Genomic DNA, 17326 nt, shown 5'->3' with positions numbered 1-17326 from the left:
CATGAAGCCGTTGACCACTTGGGTACACGTACCACAAAATTCGGATTTCACTATTTATAATTTGCCCTTCGGGATATTTTCTGCCGATGGAAAAAACCCTAGGGCCGGTATGGCCATAGGCGAACAGATCGTGGACCTTTCCGTATTGGCCAAGGCCAATTTATTGGCGGTGGAACCGCGCTATTTCTTGCAATCTACTCTGAACGATTTTATTGCCCTCGGCAAACCGATTACCAACAAGGTTCGGTTGGATGTACAAAGGTTGCTGATGGAGGAGGATTCTCCCCTAAAAAATAGGCCCGATACCTTCGTGCCCCAAGACAAATCGACAATGCATCTTCCCGTCCATATTGGGGATTATACCGATTTTTATAGCAGTTTGGAGCACGCTACTAATGTAGGCAAAATGTTCCGTGACCCGGAAAATGCGCTGCTTCCCAATTGGAAACACCTTCCTGTGGGCTATCACGGTAGGGCATCGTCCATTGTGGTAAGCGGTACTGACATACATCGACCCAAAGGCCAAGTATTGCCAAGAGGAGCAGAAACACCCGTTTTTAAACCTTCCGGTCGGTTGGATTTTGAACTGGAAATGGCATTTATCGTTGGCAAGGAAACCCAATTGGGGGAATCCATTCCTGTGGATAAGGCATCGAACTATATCTTTGGCATGGTGTTGTTCAACGATTGGTCCGCCCGCGATATCCAGAAATGGGAATATGTTCCCTTGGGACCTTTTTTGGGCAAAAGTTTTGCTTCGTCCATTTCCCCGTGGATCGTGACCTTAGAGGCCTTGGAACCCTTTAAGGTATCGGGACCCGAACAAGACCCGGAAGTGCTTCCCTATTTAAAAATCGAGGGTGCCCATAATTATGATATCGATTTGGAAGTGACCCTCACGCCTGAACATTCGGAAACCCAAACCATCTGCTGTTCCAATTTCAAATACATGTATTGGAACATGGCCCAGCAGTTGGCGCATCACACCATAAACGGATGTAATGTGAAAGTGGGCGATATGATGGCCTCGGGTACCATTTCCGGGAAGGACGAAACGGCCTACGGCTCGCTTTTGGAACTTTCCTGGGGCGGCACAAAAACAATTCAACTAACAAACGGACACACCCGAACCTTTTTGGAGGACAACGACACCATTACCCTAAAAGGGGGTGCGGAAAGGGATTTTCTTAAGGTAGGTTTCGGTGAAGTTTCGGGAAAAATTCTTCCCGCTAAAAAATAATATATGATAAAGACCATAGATCCAAATAAGGTTTCCCAACAGGAACTACATGCCTATCTTTTATCGGCCGTAGCGCCACGTCCCATTTGTTTTGCCAGTACGGTGGATAAAGATGGCAATGTCAATTTAAGCCCCTATAGTTATTTCAATATTTTCAGTATCAATCCGCCCATCATGATTTTTTCACCCAATCGAAGCGGACGTGACGGATCCATGAAGCATTCCCATCAGAATGTACTGGAAGTGCCGGAGGTGGTGATCAATATTGTCAACTACCCCATGGTGGAGCAAATGTCCTTGGCCAGTACTTCGTACGACAAGGGCGTCAATGAATTTGTGAAGGCGGGATTTACGGAGGTCCCCAGCGAAAAGGTGAAACCGCCCAGGGTAGGGGAGGCGCCGGTGGCCATTGAATGTTCGGTCACGGAAGTCATTGAACTGGCCGATACCCCGGGAGCCGGAAACCTGATTTTGGCAAAAGTGGAATTGGTGCATATTAACGAGGCCTATCTGGACAAGGACGCCCAATTGGATACCCAAAAATTGGATCTTGTGGGCCGCATGGGCGGTAATTGGTATACACGTTCCAGTGGGACATCGCTTTTTGAGATTCCAAAACCTATCAGAAACCAAGGAATCGGCGTGGATCAACTACCCGAAAAAGTACGGAACAGTACCGTTTTAACGGGAAATAATTTAGGCCGATTGGGGAACCTGGAGGCCCTTCCCACACAGGAATCCATCGATAGGATTGCGGCTTTACCCAAAATCAAGGAACTGTTGGAAAGCTCCATGGATACCGTAAAAATCCATAAGTTGGCCCAGCAATGGCTGGACGAGAATCGGACAGAGGAGGCCCTGGCGCTTTTGTGTATTCAGTAGGGATATAGTTCATAATCCGTAGGTAGCGGGATAATCCATTGATATAAAAGACCCCAAAGGTTTCAAAAACCTTTGGGGTCTAGTTTTTAAAAGATTGTATGGTATTCCTTTAAGGGCTTACATAATCAACGTTTTGTCAAGTAGGGTGATTCATAATGAATAAAAAACAAACTTTCAAAGCAGTCAAACAAAAGTCCTTTTGAGGAAGCTCGATGATGGAGGAGTGTTAATTTTATCAATAACCAAAAGTATACGTTATGCCAATCATTGGAAGTGTTATTAAAGGTATTATAGATGTTACCGGTACAATTTCTGGAGAATCCGATCCTGTTGCGGAACAAAAGGAAGTTCTTAAATCCCTATTGGAGTCTGCAGCCGAAACGCAATTTGGAACCGCCTATAAATTTCCTGAAATCCTTTCCTCCGAGGACATTCAGCGCACTTTTGCGGAAACCGTTCCCTATTTTGACTACAATTCCATTAGTGCCAATTGGTGGGAAAAGCTCCATAAAGGCGCGGAAAACGTCACTTGGCCCGGCAATCCGGATTACTTCGCACTAAGCTCCGGAACCACGGGAAAGACCAGTAAGCGGATTCCCGTAACGGAAGAAATGATCAAAGCAATTCGTTGGGCCGGTATCAAGCAGGTATTGGCCCTGAGTAATTTTGATTTTCCATCTGATTTTTTTGAAAAGGGTATTTTGATGCTGGGTAGCTCCACAGACCTTATTGAACAAAAGGACCATTTGGAAGGTGAAATCAGTGGCATAAGTGCCAGTAATATCCCTTCATGGTTCCGGGGCTATTACAAACCTGGTGAGGAAATCGCCAAGATAGAAGATTGGGACGAACGCGTGGAAAAAATAGTAGCCGAGGCTCCCAATTGGGATATTGGAGGACTTAGCGGTATCCCTTCCTGGATAGAGTTGATGTTGAAAGAGGTCATAAAGGCCCATAATCTCAAAAACATCCATGAGATTTGGCCCAATCTGGAGGTCTACACTTCTGGGGGTGTCGCTTTTGGTCCTTATGAGAAGAGTTTCAATGCCTTAATGGGTCGCCCAATAACGGTTATTGATACGTATTTAGCGTCTGAAGGGTTTATCGCTTTCCAGGCGAGACCGGAAACGGATGCCATGAAGTTGGTGACGGACAACGGTATCTATTTCGAGTTTGTTCCCTTTGACCCAGATTTGATACAAGAAGATGGGTCACTAAGCCAAGAAGCGAAATCGGTGACGCTTGCTGAGGTGGAAAAAGGTCAAAATTATGTGTTGATCATTAGTACCGTTAGCGGTGCTTGGCGTTATCTTATTGGGGATACTATAGAATTTACCGATGTGGAACGGGCCGAAATCAAGATTACGGGCCGGACCAAGTTTTTTCTAAATACCGTTGGTTCCCAACTATCGGTTAATAAATTGGACGATGCCCTGCAGGAACTGGAGGATGCATTTGATGTGGAGGTACCGGAATATACGCTTTGTGCAAAAAAGTACGACGACGGATTTTATCATACGTGGTATTTGGGAACCGATGCCCAACTGGACCCTAAGAAAGCGGCAGCTACCCTGGACGAGTCTTTAAAAAATGCGAACAAAAACTATAAGGTGGCACGCTCAAAGGCCTTGCAAGGGGTCAAGGTATTTGTCGTGAAACCCGATGTTTTTTATGAATGGAACGACCGGAACAAGAAAAAGGGCGGACAGGTTAAAATGGAGCGTGTCATGGACGAGGACAAATTCCAAGAATGGGAGGACTTTGTCCAAAAAGAACGATAGTTTTCGATTTAATCAACAACGGCATCCCGCTCCTCAACCAATAGCATGATTTCTTCCGGACTTAAGTACAGGCGTTTGATCCTATTAACATACCTTTCAGTGAGTCCGGCCTTTTCCAGAATAAACTCCTTGGTCGCCAATATATAATCCTCCATACCATGGATTACGGCAAAGGAATCCGCCCTACGCTCCGCCTTCCGAATGTATCTTTTGGATGATAGGTATCTGATACCAAAACCAATGAGATTGAGTCCACTGCGATTTCTAAAATCCATGATGTGGCCCAATTCATGGCCCAGCCAACCAATCATGATTTTAGAGGGAATGTCCTTGGTGAGATAGACACTATCGGCAATTTTGATTTTTTCGCTTATTAAAATTTTGTACTTCCTTTTCTTTTTTTGCCTAAAAACACTCCAAAAAGCGGGCTGCGCCTGCATGGTAGATTTTTCAATATGTTTTTTGAACTTGAACTCGATGGGTGTATTCGCTAGTTCTGGATAGTGTGACAAGGCTATCAGGGCTTCCTCTTTAATTTCCTCGGGTATGATGTGTGGCTGGGTGGCTTGCATAAATAGGATCGGTACTAGTGCGGCTATAAAGTTCAAAATTTCGGTATTAAAGTAATGGGCTAAAGAATTTAGCGAGACCCTCCATAAACTTGATGAAAATGGAACGCTTTTTAAAGGAAACCAATTCCAATTGAATGTCCTTTTTGCAATGGCCAAAGAATATTTCCTCGATTTTTTTGGCTATATCCTTATCATAAATTAGGACATTGGTTTCAAAGTTATGCTCAAAACTTCGGTAATCAAAATTTCCAGATCCCACCGATGCGATTTCGCCATCAATGATAATAACCTTGCTATGGGAGAAATCAGGCCTCAGATAAATGTTCGCCCCAACATTAAGCAGTGCCTCGAAACCGGAGAACATACTGTACTTTGCCAACAACGAATCAGAAACCTTGGGGGTCAGGAGGTTTACTTCCACACCACTGAGCGAGGCTATTTGTAGGGCCTCCAAAACGGGCATCCCAGGAATGAAATAGGGGTTGGCTATGCATATGCTTTTTTTCGCGCTATTGATCATTGCCAGATATTGCTGCATGATAGCGGGATATTTGGAATCCGGACCACTGGATACCACTTGGGCGATACTTTCCCCTTTACCGTCAAATTTTGGAAAGTATTTGTCCTGTAACAAAAGGTCCTCATCACTGGCAAAGTGATAATCTTTGATGAAAACCCGTTGCAGGCTATTCACTACGGGTCCCTGTAATTTAAGATGTAGGTCCTGCCACACCCCCAGTTCCGATATGGATTTGATGTATTTGTCCGATACGTTAAAGCCACCTGTAAAACCTACCTTTCCATCAATGACTACTATTTTTCTATGGTTACGATAGTTTAAGGTAAACAGCAGATTGCCAAATCTTATGGGCATAGAAGAGAAAACCTTGACCCCTATATCCTTAAATCGCTTAACGACCTTCCCGCGTATGGAATGGCTTCCCAAAGCATCGTAAAGTATGCGAATTTCCACCCCTTCGGTTATTTTTTTGGAAAATAGTTCATAAAACCTATCCAAAAGGTCTCCTTTTTCCAAAATATAGTATTGGATATGTATAAACTTTTCCGCTTTTTCTATAGCATCAAAAATGGCCCCAAATGCCGATTCCCCATCATTCAGGAGTTCTATAGTGTTGTTTTCATATGGGGCAAAATAACTGTTCTTTCTTATTAAGGAGGCAATCTTATCATGTTTGTAATTCGAAAAATCATGAACACTCTGTTCCCCGCCTTTAAGCTCCTTATATGTTTCCGAATACAGCTTGCGCTTTTCAGTCTGCTTAAGCTTGAACAGTTTAAATTTCCTGCGGTTTATACCAAAAAGGTAGTATAAAATGGGGCCTAAAAAGGGGAGTATGATGACGGCAAGGGACCAACTGATCATCTTCGTGGAACGCTGACCATAGAATATAATGTTGACAATACTCCAAATGGTTACGGTAAAGTAGCCTATCCAAAGAAAGGTGTTCATTTTGTATCTTTAAAGGAATCAACAATATAATGTATTTTTTAAGTGTTTTTTGGCCCTGATAGCATAACCGACACTTTTTATTTGAAATGGGTCAAGCAAGGGCGGGATAGGATATTAAATTTAAAAATTAAAGAAAATGGGCACCATCGCAATGGATAAAAGACAAATTACTTTATACTATAGTTCTGAAAATACTATTGGTAAACAAATACACGCTTATGTTCAGTCTTCGAAAAAAAAGAATCTAGCCGTAGATATTTCAAAAACGGAGGTCACAGGCACCCAATGGGTAGAATTGGCCGATGGTCTGAACAAGGATATCAAGGATTTGATCGCTATGGACCATCCGGATTTTTTAAATGTCTATGGGGAACAGGGACAGGACCTGGATGAAAACGATTGTATAAAAATCCTTCAAAAGGAACCACATCTTCTTAAGCACGCCATTGCGGTTAACGGGGAAAAGTACATAGTATTGGAAAATGCGGCGAGTTTTAAAAAATTCATTGCTCCGGATAGTGCCGGATTAAAGGAATCCTGATTATTTTAATTTATTAGGGTGAACGGTTACTCCTTCGCCTAAATCTTCAACCCAGTAGCGAATGAACGTTAAAAAAATCAGTATTTGGCTATTGGGGTTTTTAATGCTTTCGATCGGACTCTATTTTTTCGCTGAATGGCAGATGAAGAAGGCGATTGCAGAATTCTTGGAACGGAAAGTGCCTTCCCATGTCCAATATTCCTATGATCAATTGGATATAAGCCTCATAAAGGGAAATCTGGATTTTGAAAATCCGGTCGTGAACAATTTGGGTAGGCAAACCTCCTCTTGTGAGATTTCAGCGAATATGGAAAAAATAGCCATCAAGGGGTTCAGTTATTGGCGCTTGTTCCATAAGGGTGAGATCCATGCGACCGAAATCCTTTTGTCCAAACCCAATCTTACATTTAAGACCTGCCCTGCAGATACTACGACCGCGTCCAAAGGGAATACGCCCATTCATTTATTAAAGCCGATATCCGTAAACACTATCACTTTGAAGGATGGCCATATGGAAATTTGGGATTCCAACGGGGAAAAGCAATTGTTGAACGTGGGCACCCTGGATTTTGTAATAAAGGAAGTCGCTACGGATACAGAAAAAATCAAGGACTATATCCCTATGGAGTTTGGGGAATACCAATTTTCATTCAATCAGATAAGTGGACCTTCCGGGGAATATGAGGAATTTGAGGTGGGGTCTTATCAAATGGATAACGAGTCTATAGAAATTATGGAGCTTGAATTCAAAACGAAATATACACGCAGGGAACTCAGCGAAAAGATCAGTTACGAAAGGGACCATGTTTCATTAAAGGTTCCCGAAATAAGAATAGAAAATCACGACCTAACCGTCATTGATGAAGTACTGGAATTGCAAATGGATACCGTGGTGGCTTATGAGCCCTTTCTTAATGTTTATAGGGACAAAAGTCTTATGGAAAACCCAAAAATAAGGCCATTATATTCCCAACTTATCCGGCAGTTGCCCATAAAACTTCAAATAAAGGGTATTGAACTGGCCAACGGGTTTCTCAGCTATGAAGAAGATGCCCCAAACAATGTACGACCGGGTGTCCTTACATTTGAAAACCTTGGGGCGCATATTAGTAATTTTTCAAATACGGAAAATGAAGGGGAAACCGTGGATATTAGAATCAACGCCAACTTTATGGGAAATGGGGAACTGGACCTCGACTGGAAATTTGATGTCTTTGACCCTAAGGAGACTTTCATCATTTCTGGCGGATTGAGCAATATGGAAACTTCCACTTTAAACGATTTTTTGGTGCCAAATGCCAGATTACGGGCCCAGGGAACCATAGATCAGATGTTTTTTACCTTAAGTGGCGGGGATTTTATGGCACAGGGCGATATCAAAATGAACTACGAGGATTTTAAACTGGAACTTTTGAACAAAGAGCGAAGCCACGTAAAAAAGATTATGTCATTTATAGGTAATCTGTTTATCAATGACGGTTCCAAGGTTGATGACGATGGTTATCGACATGGAAAAATGGAAGTGGAAAGAAATCGGAACAAGTCTTTTTTCAATTATTTATGGATCGGTTTGGAAGATGGTTTAATTGATGTGGTTACCGGAAGTGGGAAAAGGAAGTGAAAGGGCATAAAAAAAGAGGGCATGGCCCTCTTTTAAGTTTGTGAATTTATTTTAATGGTCATCGGCCACATCTTCTACGGCATCTTCCACTTCTTCGGCTCCGTCTTCAATATCTTCGCCTAATTCCTCTACGCCATCTTCAATTTTCTCACCAGCCGATTTTTCTTCTCGACAACTTAATGCAATTCCAACCGTCATTAGACAGAACAGGAACATTAATAATGACTTTCTCATCGTTTTTAATTTTGGGTTATTAATCTGTTAAAGGTTGTTTTTAGGTAATTTAAACCACTTTTTTTCCTCTAATAAGTGAAATAAGAAAAAGTACTATGAAAATAAAGAAAAGTACTTTCGCTATACCCGCGGCTCCTGCCGCAATACCGCCAAATCCTAAAATTCCTGCTATGATGGCTAGTACTATAAATATAATTGTCCATTTTAACATAATATGTGTATTTATTGGTTAATGTACTAAAAGGTCACTCCCTTTTTCCATAACCAAAGATGATACTAATTGTCTGATAGTCTTTGTTGTATAAACGTTATCCTTGACTCATTCAAATAATAGTTTATTTTGGTGTTTTGAGAGATTTATTTTGGAGCTGGTCACCCTTTAACCTTGTTCATTACAGTTGAATTGATAAGCGAATCATGATTAAAATTTGTTTTATCTTGTACGCATATCACATAATACTAATGGCCGAAAAAAAAGAACTTAAGGAACTTAGCCTAGTAGACGTTGTCAAGGATATTGCAGGTCGTTTAAAAGTTGATTACGAAACCGAAAACAATGAGATTTGTATTGATATCCCAAAGGAATCCGGTACAGGTACCATCATGGCCATGTCATTTTCCCATGGGGTGGCATTGATGGATTTAGATGTGCGATTAAAGGAGGAGGTTCGTTTTGAGCTCAACCCATCTTTGGTGCAACCATTGGAAATTATCTATAACAAAGAGTCCAGTTTTGTCCATAGGTTTAACGGCAAGGAAGATGCCCATGAGATACGGCATTTGGAGAGCGCAATGATATCCAGCAATGGAAAACATAGTAATATGGTAATTCTACCGGCGGTAGAACCTATTTGTTTTTTTAACATTGAAATCAACCGTAAAAGGTTCGAGGAAAAAATAGGGGATTTTCTGCCGGATATGGATTCTGACCTTGAAGCCCTTTTTAGGGATGTGAACGGGGTCAACCTTTTTTTTTATAAGGCCAATTATAGTTTGGACATCGCCAAGTGCATTGAGGAAATAAAGCAGTGCGAATTATCCGGTTTTCCCAGGAGTGTTTTTATCGAAGGGAAGTGTTATGAAATAGTGGCCCATCACTTAAGACAGTATGTGGATGATTCTTCAGATCCAGATAATAGAAAAATACTAAGACAGGCTACCGTTAAAAAGTTGGAGGAGGCCGCGGAAATCATTTCCAGTGAATTAGATCAGGTAGACAATATCATCGCGCTGGCCAAAAGAGTCGGCCTTAACCAAAATACCTTACAGAACGGTTTTCAACATCTTTACGGAATGTCAGTAAACAATTACATCAGAAACGAGCGTATGGAAATGGCGAAGGGATTGATGGAAAGGACCGATCTCAACATAACTGAGATTACCTATAAAATTGGCATCAACTCAAGAAGTTATTTTTCAAAGCTATTTAAGGAGCGCTATGCCATGACACCCACCCAGTATCTAAAAAAATTAAAGCCTCAAAAAGAGCGTTCGAAAACCACTTAATCTATTGAGTCACAGTTGAGCAAATAGTGACTCCATTTATTTTTTTAACAAAATTTTTACCCCCAAAGCATCGCAATTGTGTTAATCAACGTTTCATAATTGTTAACCGAAACTATAAAATTCCAATTTCTTTGCATTAGTTGTTTTTAAGTTTAAATAGCTATGAAAGAGATTCTTATAAATAGTGTGAGGGATGAAGATATGCTTCTTGGCTTCAAAGAGAACCTTAAAGGGTCTTTGCAAGAACAATGGGGAGAACGTGTAGTTACCTTTGATAATGAGCTAGGAAAGGGCATTATTAGGAGTATGGAGTTTGATTGGGGCGTATCATTGTTTGATTTGGACCTTACTTTTTTTGATGACATTAAGCTTACAGTAAAATCAAAGGGAGTTTCACCCTTGGAGTTCATTTTTATTTCAAAAGGTGGACTTACATATAAGGAGGGCCATTTGGGCGAAAAATTGGAGTTGGAACAATTCCAAAACATCATTATTTCACCGGAACGATTTCAGGAAAAAAACTTCATTTTTCCATCTAATAAAGAACTAAAGGTGAATATGATTAGAATCTTCAAGAAGGAATATTTGAAAAAAAAGAATAATAATGTCAGTCACTTAAATGAACTGTTATTGTCCGTATTCAAAGATGAAAAAAACATTATTCCTTATTCCCATGGAGGTAGTTATAGCCTAAAAATAGCCAATGAGGTAAAGCAGTTGGACAATGTTCATGAGAGCGGCATAATGCGGACCTTGTCCATTGAAGGGAGGATTTACCTAATTCTTTCATTACAACTATTGGAACATCACAATTTTGAAACCAAGGAATGTGCAATGGAATCACTGTCCAAGGAGGACATCAAAAAAATAAACACGCTTTCAGAGTATATTATAGATAATATATCGGGAACCATTTCTATCGAGGTACTTTCAAGAAAATCTGGATTGACTCCCAAAAAATTACAATTGGGCTTCAAGTTACTCTATTCCAAGACCGTAAACGAGTATATTAGGCAACTAAAATTGGAAGTCTCCAAAGATTATTTAAAGAATAGTGATCTTACGGTTTCTGAAATCGTTTACTTGGTAGGTATCAAAAGCAGAAGCTATTTTTCCAAAATTTTTCAAGAATCCTATGGAATCCTACCAACGGATTATCGGAAATACCTAAAAACGGGAAAGATTGATTAATTCAATACCCTAAGAAAATAGAAGGGTTGTACTCCAAATTATCATAGTTATAATATGTTTCTGATATGGATATGGCGTTATAGTCTTGCTGTATTGGCTTTTTTAATAATTGCCGAGTTCTCATAGGAGTTGTTTTTACATCAAGCCATTCGTCCTTTTCATCCATTGAAATGCTAATGGGCATGCTATCCACACCGTTCTGTATTTTTTTCATAAAGTCGTTGGATTTTCCAACCAAAAGCGCGCAGGTAATAAACCCATCTTCCAACACAGTGTAGATACCTGCGAGAAAAAAGGGATCGCCATTCTTGAGCCCTACCTTAAAATGATAGGCTGTGCCATTTTCAATGAACGTTGTAAAAAATCCTGTAATAGGTATCAAACACCTTCTAGCCTCCAATGCATCTGAATACCATAATCCAGAATCCATGGAAGTTTCATGAAAATTTAAGGTGTTGAAATTATTCTGAAATATACTCCAGTCTGCTGTGTGGCTTTCAGGTAAAAGTCCCCAGATGGCCAATGAAAGTTCACTTTTTTCTTCCATGGTAATGATTGGAATGGAAACCTCTTTTAATCCATGTATGATACCTTGTTGTTTGTAAAGGTTTGGATATTTAAAAGAGGCCTTAGTCATTCTTTCCAATGTCTCCCGCTCCGCTGTATTCGATAGTTTAAAATACATATGCCTCCTCAATTTTACAGATGCAAGTAAGCTATTTTTTAATCTTGGTTTTGATTGAATCACCAAAAAAGCTAACCCATTAAAAGTAAGGAGCTTATTTGGATGAAAAATGCGGTGTTTTACTGTATTTCGTTAAAGATTTATGGTATTTCGGCAATGGTCCAAATAAATTAGGTTTAATTTTAAAATAGGGTAAAATCCTACACAATCTTAAAAATAGTACCAATATGAAAACACGCAGAAGAAATGCTTTGCACGAGCTAAACCTCTTGAATGAGAGGTTTAAAGGTGAAGTTACAAATGACAAGGGAGTTCCAGTGTTGGTTGTAGATTCATCCATTGGCTCAGGACAAATTAATATAGTAAATCTGGATAATGGCCTTATGGCCATGGAATTCGACCTATCCTTAAATAAGGATTTTGAACTCCCGATGGATAAACCGGACAACGATACCGTATTTATGTTTTACTGTCTTAAAGGCAATTGCTTTCACAAATTCAGTGGTCATGAAATCGTGACCAAATTGGAGGAGTTACAGACAGGAGTGGTTTTCGATGATAATGAACACAACACAAAATTAATCTTTAAAAGGGACGAGCATGTAATATTCAATTGTCTAAGGGTCGACATGAAAGAATACCAAAAAGGCGCAGAAGAAGCGGAACTTGATACCGTGGTTTCCCTACTGAACTCCTATGATAAGGAAATTATGGGTCGGCTACACGTAGGCAAGTTCAATTTGGAAATTGGCGAGCTTATTAAGCAATTGGAGGATGCAAAATATGCGGATTCCATCTCTTCACTTACTTATTTTAACGGCGTGTGTCACATGATTATGGCCAAGCAGATAGAGCAGTTTGAAGAAGACCTTGAAAAAGGCTTAAAGCCGGCTACCACACTTTTGAAGAAGGAGTTGCAGATGATCAGCGAGCTTACGGATTACATCAACAATTATCCCGAAGCCGAACACAGTATCAACAGTATTTCGGAAAAATCCGGACTTTCCCCTTCCAAATTGCAGTTAGGCTTCAAGTTCATGCACGATGCCACCTTGGGGGAGTATATCCGGCTGGTTAGGCTTGACAAAGCGGAGGAATTGATTCGGACAACCGACCTGAACATTTCGCAGGTAGTCTATTCTATAGGGTTTACAAGTAGAAGTTATTTCTGTAAAATCTTCAAGAAAAGATATAATTGTAGTCCCAAGAGCTATAAAAAAAGAGCGAACAAAACCGCATTGGAAAAAGAAAAGAAGGCTGCTTAGCCTTCTTTTTTTTCAAAGCAAATCCTTAAGATTATCTATGCCAGGTCTTCCAAGGTTTTTATATTGGATAGACCATTTTCTATGGCCATTTTTTGGCTTCGTAGTACGGTGGATGTACTGCTAGGCAATGAGGTTTCCTTTAATACGTCTTCGTATTCCTTAAGGGCTGCCTTTTCTCCCCTAATAGCTTCCTCCAACATGGATTCCGCATCATCTGAAGTGAACATGGCTTTTATATCCATCCATGCCCTATGTGCCTTGCCTGTCAAACTATCGCCCTTCTCGACTTTTTGGCCAAAGCTAGCGATTTCGTCCTTTAGGGCATGTCCAAAATCATAGCGTTGCTTTGCCTTGTTCTTAAAGTAGTTCTTTAGGGCAACGTTGTCCGTATTGTCTGCAGCTTTTTTAAAGCCTTTTTCGGCATCATAGGTCTTTTCCAAGATGTCGTTCAATTTATCTCCAACTTTTTCGGTGTACGTACTCATTTCATTTTTTGTTTAAGTGATAGGCCTTTTTTGCTGGGATGTAGGCCATTTAACACCCTTTTTTGCCACAGCCAAAGAATTTTTCTATCCTCAATCTTGGCTTTTGAGCTTATTTAATTTTATAAGCATGCCCCTTAAGTCTAACTAGCTCTAACCTATTTCGAATAATAAAACTTGTTTCTAAGTCGAAAGGACTCCAATCGTTTTCTTTTTTCTCTCTTTACTTCTGGATTGGTCTCTGTGGAAATGTCATTAATAAGGCTATCCACATTCATGTTGATAAAAGATTCGTTGTTACCCGTTTTTTGAAGATTTAATTCTGATTTGTTGGGTTGATCAATAAAGCTTTCCTTAACATAAATAATAAGAAATCCAACTGCCGTTAGGATGGATATTGCACCAATTATTTCTACAATTGCTGTCATCTTTATATTTTTTGTAAATATAAATGGTATCCCATGGGCCTTTTGGCTGAATAAATTTGAGTTTTGGCTCAAATCGATGCGGCTAATTTAACTAGCGAATGGGCTAAAAAAGGGCGCGCTAAAAATGGGCTTACATCTTAAAAATTCAGAATTTCATACCCATAGTTTATATTCCAAATTGGTTAGAATTTGTGGGTTTTCTAAAACCTTCTTCCCATTGCCTTGTTCTCCAAAAAAATAAGAGGCAATGGGAAGCACAAGTTCAAAAGCCTATATACTAAATTATGATTAAAAAAGGAGCTGAAGTACAATGGAAATGGGGCAATGGCTTTGCCAAAGGCACGGTCAAGGAGACCTTTGACTATGAGGTCACCAAGAAAATAAAAGGAACTAAGGTGACGAGGAAAGGAAAACAGGGCAACAAAGCCCTGTACATTCAACAAGAGGATGGTGACCATGTTCTCAAAAGCGAAAGTGAGGTAGAACACCACCTGTAAGATCAACTTTTAAACTCATACCTCTGAATCATTCTCCGAAACGATTTTTAATTTTTGTGGAAAGTCCAATGTCCTGATAGGAAATGGTATATTGACTCCGTTTTCATCAAAGGCTTTTTTGACCGCGATCATGGCAGTGGTCTTGGCTTTCGCCACCTCTAGTGCGGAGGTTGATTTTATCCAAAAACGCGTTTCAAAATTAATGGAACTGTCCCCAAATTCCTCGTATAGAAATATGATATCGTCCTTGTTCTCTATGGAATCGAATTTTTCCAAAATGGTTTTCTTAACCAAATCCCGAACAAAGGTCAGATCTGATTCATAGCCCACACCACACTCCAAAATTACCCTGGACTGTGCCGTGGTAGAATAGTTTTTTATTGGGTTCTCCACTACTAGTTTGTTTGGGAGAAAAACCAGGTTGTTGTCCGGTTGCCTCAAGGTTACCGATCGTAGGTCCAAATCAATCACCTCCCCTTCAAAGCCATTGCTTTCTATCCAGTCCCCAAATTTTATATGTTTGATATAGGATAAAACAATTCCGGAATAAGTGTTGGCCAAAGCTCCCTGGAGCGCTAAGCCCACGGCCAGTCCTACCACGCCCGCACCGGCCAGAACGGTATTTAGGGCCTTACTCAAATTAAGGATACCCAATACCAAGAAAAGGCCTAGGAGAACAATGGTGATGGATGCTATTTTTGATAAAAGACTCCGCATGGATGCCTGCAATTTTGTTTTTTCCAAGAGCCTGGATACCCCTTTACTGATGTATCTGGATATTATAACCGTAATTATAAAAACGACGATGGCAATCATGATATTGGGTAAATTGAGTATAAAGGCGTCGAACCAACTGGCCAATTTTTCCAACATTTTGGACCACGCTTCAGAAAATTTTTCTTTCATATTCAGTGTTTTAAAGATTTTTTAATGGTTTGTATTCTTGTATAAGTTTTAGGATCTGCTTTTCGGTATTTGTTAGGTCCGTAGCAATGTTCTGCCCTTTGGATTCTTTGATGTTGAGATTGAGGCAACCTTGTTCATATTTCTTGACCACTAGCGGATGTACATAATATTTTCGGCATACGTTCCTAGTATTACCTAGCTCCTTAGCTGTCTGGTCAAAGGCGGTCAAGATGTTCCTTTTGATTTCCTTGGAGTTTGTAGTTTTTGGCAAGTCTATCAATGTCTCATAGAAAATTACGGTTCCGGCCCACGTCCTAAAATCCTTTGCAGTAAAAAGATGGCCGCTTATCTCATGAATATAGTCGTTCACCATACCACTGTCCACACTGGTTTTTGTACCGTCCTCCTCAAAAAATTGGAATAATTCCCAACCAGGTATTTCCTCGCACTTGCATACCAGTTTCTGCAGTCTCTTATTGTTAAGCGTTATTTTATGTTTTTTTCCCTTTTTGCCCGTGAACTCGAACCGGAGTTTTTCCTTATAGAATTTTATGTGTTTTCTTCTAAGTGTGGATAGTCCGTAGGTTTTGTTTCTCTTGGCATACTGCTCGCTCCCAATCCTAATATGGGTTTCTTCCATGAGTTTTAAAATCAATGCCATAACCTTGTTTTTTGGCCATCCATTTAACAAAAGATCTTTCTCCATTCGTTCCCTAATTTTAGGTAGTGTCTCGCCAAAATGCCGCATTTTGTAAAATTTGGTTCTGTTTCTAACCTTCACCCAGGTAGGATGGTATTTATATTGCAACCTGCTTTTAAGATCGTAACCTATTGCCTGTAAATGAGCATTGGAAATAGATGAGATTTTTACATCCTCCCACGCTGGAGGTATTACCAGTGCTGAGATTCTTTTCAGCTCTGATTTTTTCTTTAGGGGTTTTTTATGAAGTAAATAGGAGAACTTTTTCCCTTTTTTGACTCTTAAGATAGACAGGTTTTTCCTCGATACATATGTTAGGTCCAAATGAGATGCGGCCTCACTTGGCCGATTCATTAGCTTATCGATGAAATCAATATCATAGGTTGGGTTTAATGCCATGTAGTGTTTTTTAAGACCTAGTGGTGAGGGCGTAAAAAAAAATGACCCAAGTATGTTTTACCATACGAGAATCATTTTTCAACCAATCAACCAAAATTCTACTTCTCGTAAATCACTTTGCTGTCCTTCATTTCTTTTTCAATTTCAGACATGTTGTTGACATATTCGTACTTGCTATTGAACATGTTCTCTGGTCTTTGACCAACGATGTAATATTTTACGTCCAGTTCTGGGGCCTTCAACACTACTTGGTCAGAGACGCGCATTGTTTTATCCGCTATGGATGTATCCGTACTTGTCAGTTCTGAAACAACAAAAAGTTTGTTTCCAGAGGCATAAATTTTTCGTATATCCAAGTTGTGTTCGGTATCCGTAACTTCGGCCTCTACCATAATAGTTCTTTCGGAAACTTGAGTACTGTCACCTTCGGGCATATCAAAATCTATAAAAGGCACCTCTACTTCCTCTTCTTCCATCACGACTACCACTTTGGGCACATTGACCGTTCTGGTAGTAGTACCTACATCAATATCGGCCCAATTAACTTCATACTCCGGTAATTCGCCGGCGTCGGCCATTACATCTACGTCCACTTCTGGCATTTCACCTTTTTCTTCCTTTTTTATATTGCAACTAGCTATAAGAACTCCTACTCCCAATATCAATATTAATTTTTTCATTTCTCTAAATTGTTTTGTTCTACTTCGATTCATTACAAAAGTAAGTGGGTATTGCCGTCTCCCTTTGCTGTATCCCTAGGATTCTTGCCGTGAATACATAGGGTTTTGGACGGAATTCCACGATTGCTGTACGTAGCAAAAATTTTGTTTTTTGAGTCACTAAACCCCCAAAGAAAGGGTTATTTTGTACCATTCAGGAAATAACAAAAAGAAACCCAAAGCTGCCTTTTGGTAGCCAAATCCCA

At 40.1% G+C, this 17326-nt stretch carries 19 protein-coding genes; 9 read left to right on the top strand and 10 right to left on the bottom strand.

From position 1 onward, the window contains the following. The first annotated feature begins 10 nt into the window (after positions 1–10). The 3 genes from fahA (at position 11) to PP181_RS08075 (ending at position 3903) form a co-directional block, all read left to right on the top strand. Entirely contained in the window at positions 11–1240 is a 1230-nt protein-coding gene (fahA, locus tag PP181_RS08085) for a fumarylacetoacetase (RefSeq protein ID WP_272636805.1), read from the top strand. Between the two features lie 3 nt (positions 1241–1243). After that, the gene (locus tag PP181_RS08080; protein WP_272636690.1) at positions 1244–2122 is read left to right on the top strand and encodes a flavin reductase family protein; all 879 of its coding nucleotides are present in this window, start codon (positions 1244–1246) and stop codon (positions 2120–2122) included. 257 nt (positions 2123–2379) lie between these two features. After that, on the top strand, positions 2380–3903 hold the full coding sequence (locus PP181_RS08075) for a GH3 family domain-containing protein (protein WP_272636689.1): 1524 nt from the start codon (positions 2380–2382) through the stop codon (positions 3901–3903). An 8-nt stretch (positions 3904–3911) separates the two neighbouring features. Here the strand turns inward: PP181_RS08075 and PP181_RS08070 are convergent, their stop codons facing one another. Continuing rightward, positions 3912–4475 (bottom strand): hypothetical protein, encoded by a 564-nt coding sequence (locus PP181_RS08070; RefSeq protein ID WP_272636804.1) that lies wholly within the window; start codon positions 4473–4475, stop codon positions 3912–3914. Positions 4476–4521: 46 nt separating this feature from the next. After that, on the bottom strand, positions 4522–5946 hold the full coding sequence (gene cls / locus PP181_RS08065) for a cardiolipin synthase (RefSeq protein WP_154918304.1): 1425 nt from the start codon (positions 5944–5946) through the stop codon (positions 4522–4524). A 136-nt stretch (positions 5947–6082) separates the two neighbouring features. Here cls and PP181_RS08060 point away from each other — a divergent pair, with 136 nt between their 5' ends. Beyond that, the gene (locus tag PP181_RS08060; protein ID WP_272636688.1) at positions 6083–6487 is read left to right on the top strand and encodes an arsenate reductase family protein; all 405 of its coding nucleotides are present in this window, start codon (positions 6083–6085) and stop codon (positions 6485–6487) included. Positions 6488–6548: 61 nt separating this feature from the next. After that, positions 6549–8108, top strand: a complete 1560-nt coding sequence (locus PP181_RS08055) for a hypothetical protein (RefSeq protein WP_272636687.1) — start codon at positions 6549–6551, stop codon at positions 8106–8108. Between the two features lie 51 nt (positions 8109–8159). Here the strand turns inward: PP181_RS08055 and PP181_RS08050 are convergent, their stop codons facing one another. Both PP181_RS08050 and PP181_RS08045 read right to left on the bottom strand, forming a co-directional pair. Further along, positions 8160–8342: a hypothetical protein gene (locus tag PP181_RS08050; RefSeq protein WP_138257195.1), complete on the bottom strand. Its 183-nt coding sequence runs from the start codon at positions 8340–8342 to the stop codon at positions 8160–8162. Between the two features lie 49 nt (positions 8343–8391). After that, a complete protein-coding gene (locus tag PP181_RS08045; protein WP_138257196.1) occupies positions 8392–8553 on the bottom strand; it encodes a DUF1328 domain-containing protein in 162 nt (53 codons plus the stop codon). A gap of 251 nt (positions 8554–8804) precedes the next feature. On the opposite strand from PP181_RS08045, the gene PP181_RS08040 reads away from it, so the two are divergent. Together PP181_RS08040 and PP181_RS08035 are read left to right on the top strand one after the other, a co-directional pair. Beyond that, entirely contained in the window at positions 8805–9848 is a 1044-nt protein-coding gene (locus tag PP181_RS08040; protein WP_272636686.1) for a helix-turn-helix domain-containing protein, read from the top strand. A 162-nt stretch (positions 9849–10010) separates the two neighbouring features. After that, the gene (locus PP181_RS08035; protein WP_154918312.1) at positions 10011–11039 is read left to right on the top strand and encodes an AraC family transcriptional regulator; all 1029 of its coding nucleotides are present in this window, start codon (positions 10011–10013) and stop codon (positions 11037–11039) included. A 1-nt stretch (position 11040) separates the two neighbouring features. On the opposite strand, the gene PP181_RS08030 is transcribed toward PP181_RS08035, so the two are convergent. Continuing rightward, on the bottom strand, positions 11041–11724 hold the full coding sequence (locus tag PP181_RS08030) for an SOS response-associated peptidase family protein (protein ID WP_154918314.1): 684 nt from the start codon (positions 11722–11724) through the stop codon (positions 11041–11043). Between the two features lie 227 nt (positions 11725–11951). On the opposite strand from PP181_RS08030, the gene PP181_RS08025 reads away from it, so the two are divergent. Then, positions 11952–12989 carry a helix-turn-helix transcriptional regulator gene (locus PP181_RS08025; protein WP_154918316.1) on the top strand — a complete coding sequence of 346 codons (1038 nt, stop codon included), beginning with the start codon at positions 11952–11954 and terminating at the stop codon, positions 12987–12989. A 35-nt stretch (positions 12990–13024) separates the two neighbouring features. Here PP181_RS08025 and PP181_RS08020 read toward each other — a convergent pair whose 3' ends face one another. Further along, positions 13025–13474: a ferritin-like domain-containing protein gene (locus PP181_RS08020; RefSeq protein ID WP_272636685.1), complete on the bottom strand. Its 450-nt coding sequence runs from the start codon at positions 13472–13474 to the stop codon at positions 13025–13027. A 155-nt stretch (positions 13475–13629) separates the two neighbouring features. Next, a complete protein-coding gene (locus PP181_RS08015) occupies positions 13630–13899 on the bottom strand; it encodes a hypothetical protein (protein ID WP_138257202.1) in 270 nt (89 codons plus the stop codon). Positions 13900–14183: 284 nt separating this feature from the next. Here PP181_RS08015 and PP181_RS08010 point away from each other — a divergent pair, with 284 nt between their 5' ends. Beyond that, positions 14184–14396, top strand: a complete 213-nt coding sequence (locus PP181_RS08010) for a DUF2945 domain-containing protein (protein ID WP_138257203.1) — start codon at positions 14184–14186, stop codon at positions 14394–14396. Positions 14397–14411: 15 nt separating this feature from the next. On the opposite strand, the gene PP181_RS08005 is transcribed toward PP181_RS08010, so the two are convergent. From PP181_RS08005 to PP181_RS07995, 3 genes are all read right to left on the bottom strand, one after another. Next, complete coding sequence (locus PP181_RS08005) at positions 14412–15302, bottom strand: mechanosensitive ion channel family protein (RefSeq protein WP_272636684.1); 891 nt, start codon at positions 15300–15302, stop codon at positions 14412–14414. A gap of 10 nt (positions 15303–15312) precedes the next feature. Next, positions 15313–16401, bottom strand: coding sequence for a DNA topoisomerase IB (locus PP181_RS08000; protein ID WP_272636683.1), 1089 nt, complete (start codon positions 16399–16401; stop codon positions 15313–15315). A gap of 98 nt (positions 16402–16499) precedes the next feature. Beyond that, on the bottom strand, positions 16500–17081 hold the full coding sequence (locus PP181_RS07995; protein ID WP_272636682.1) for a hypothetical protein: 582 nt from the start codon (positions 17079–17081) through the stop codon (positions 16500–16502). Positions 17082–17326 lie beyond the last annotated feature (245 nt).

This window comes from Maribacter sp. PR66 (assembly GCF_028464205.1).
Lineage (GTDB): Bacteria > Bacteroidota > Bacteroidia > Flavobacteriales > Flavobacteriaceae > Maribacter > Maribacter flavus.
Note: the sequence above shows the minus strand (reverse complement) of the source record. Positions and strands in the feature narration are given on the sequence as shown.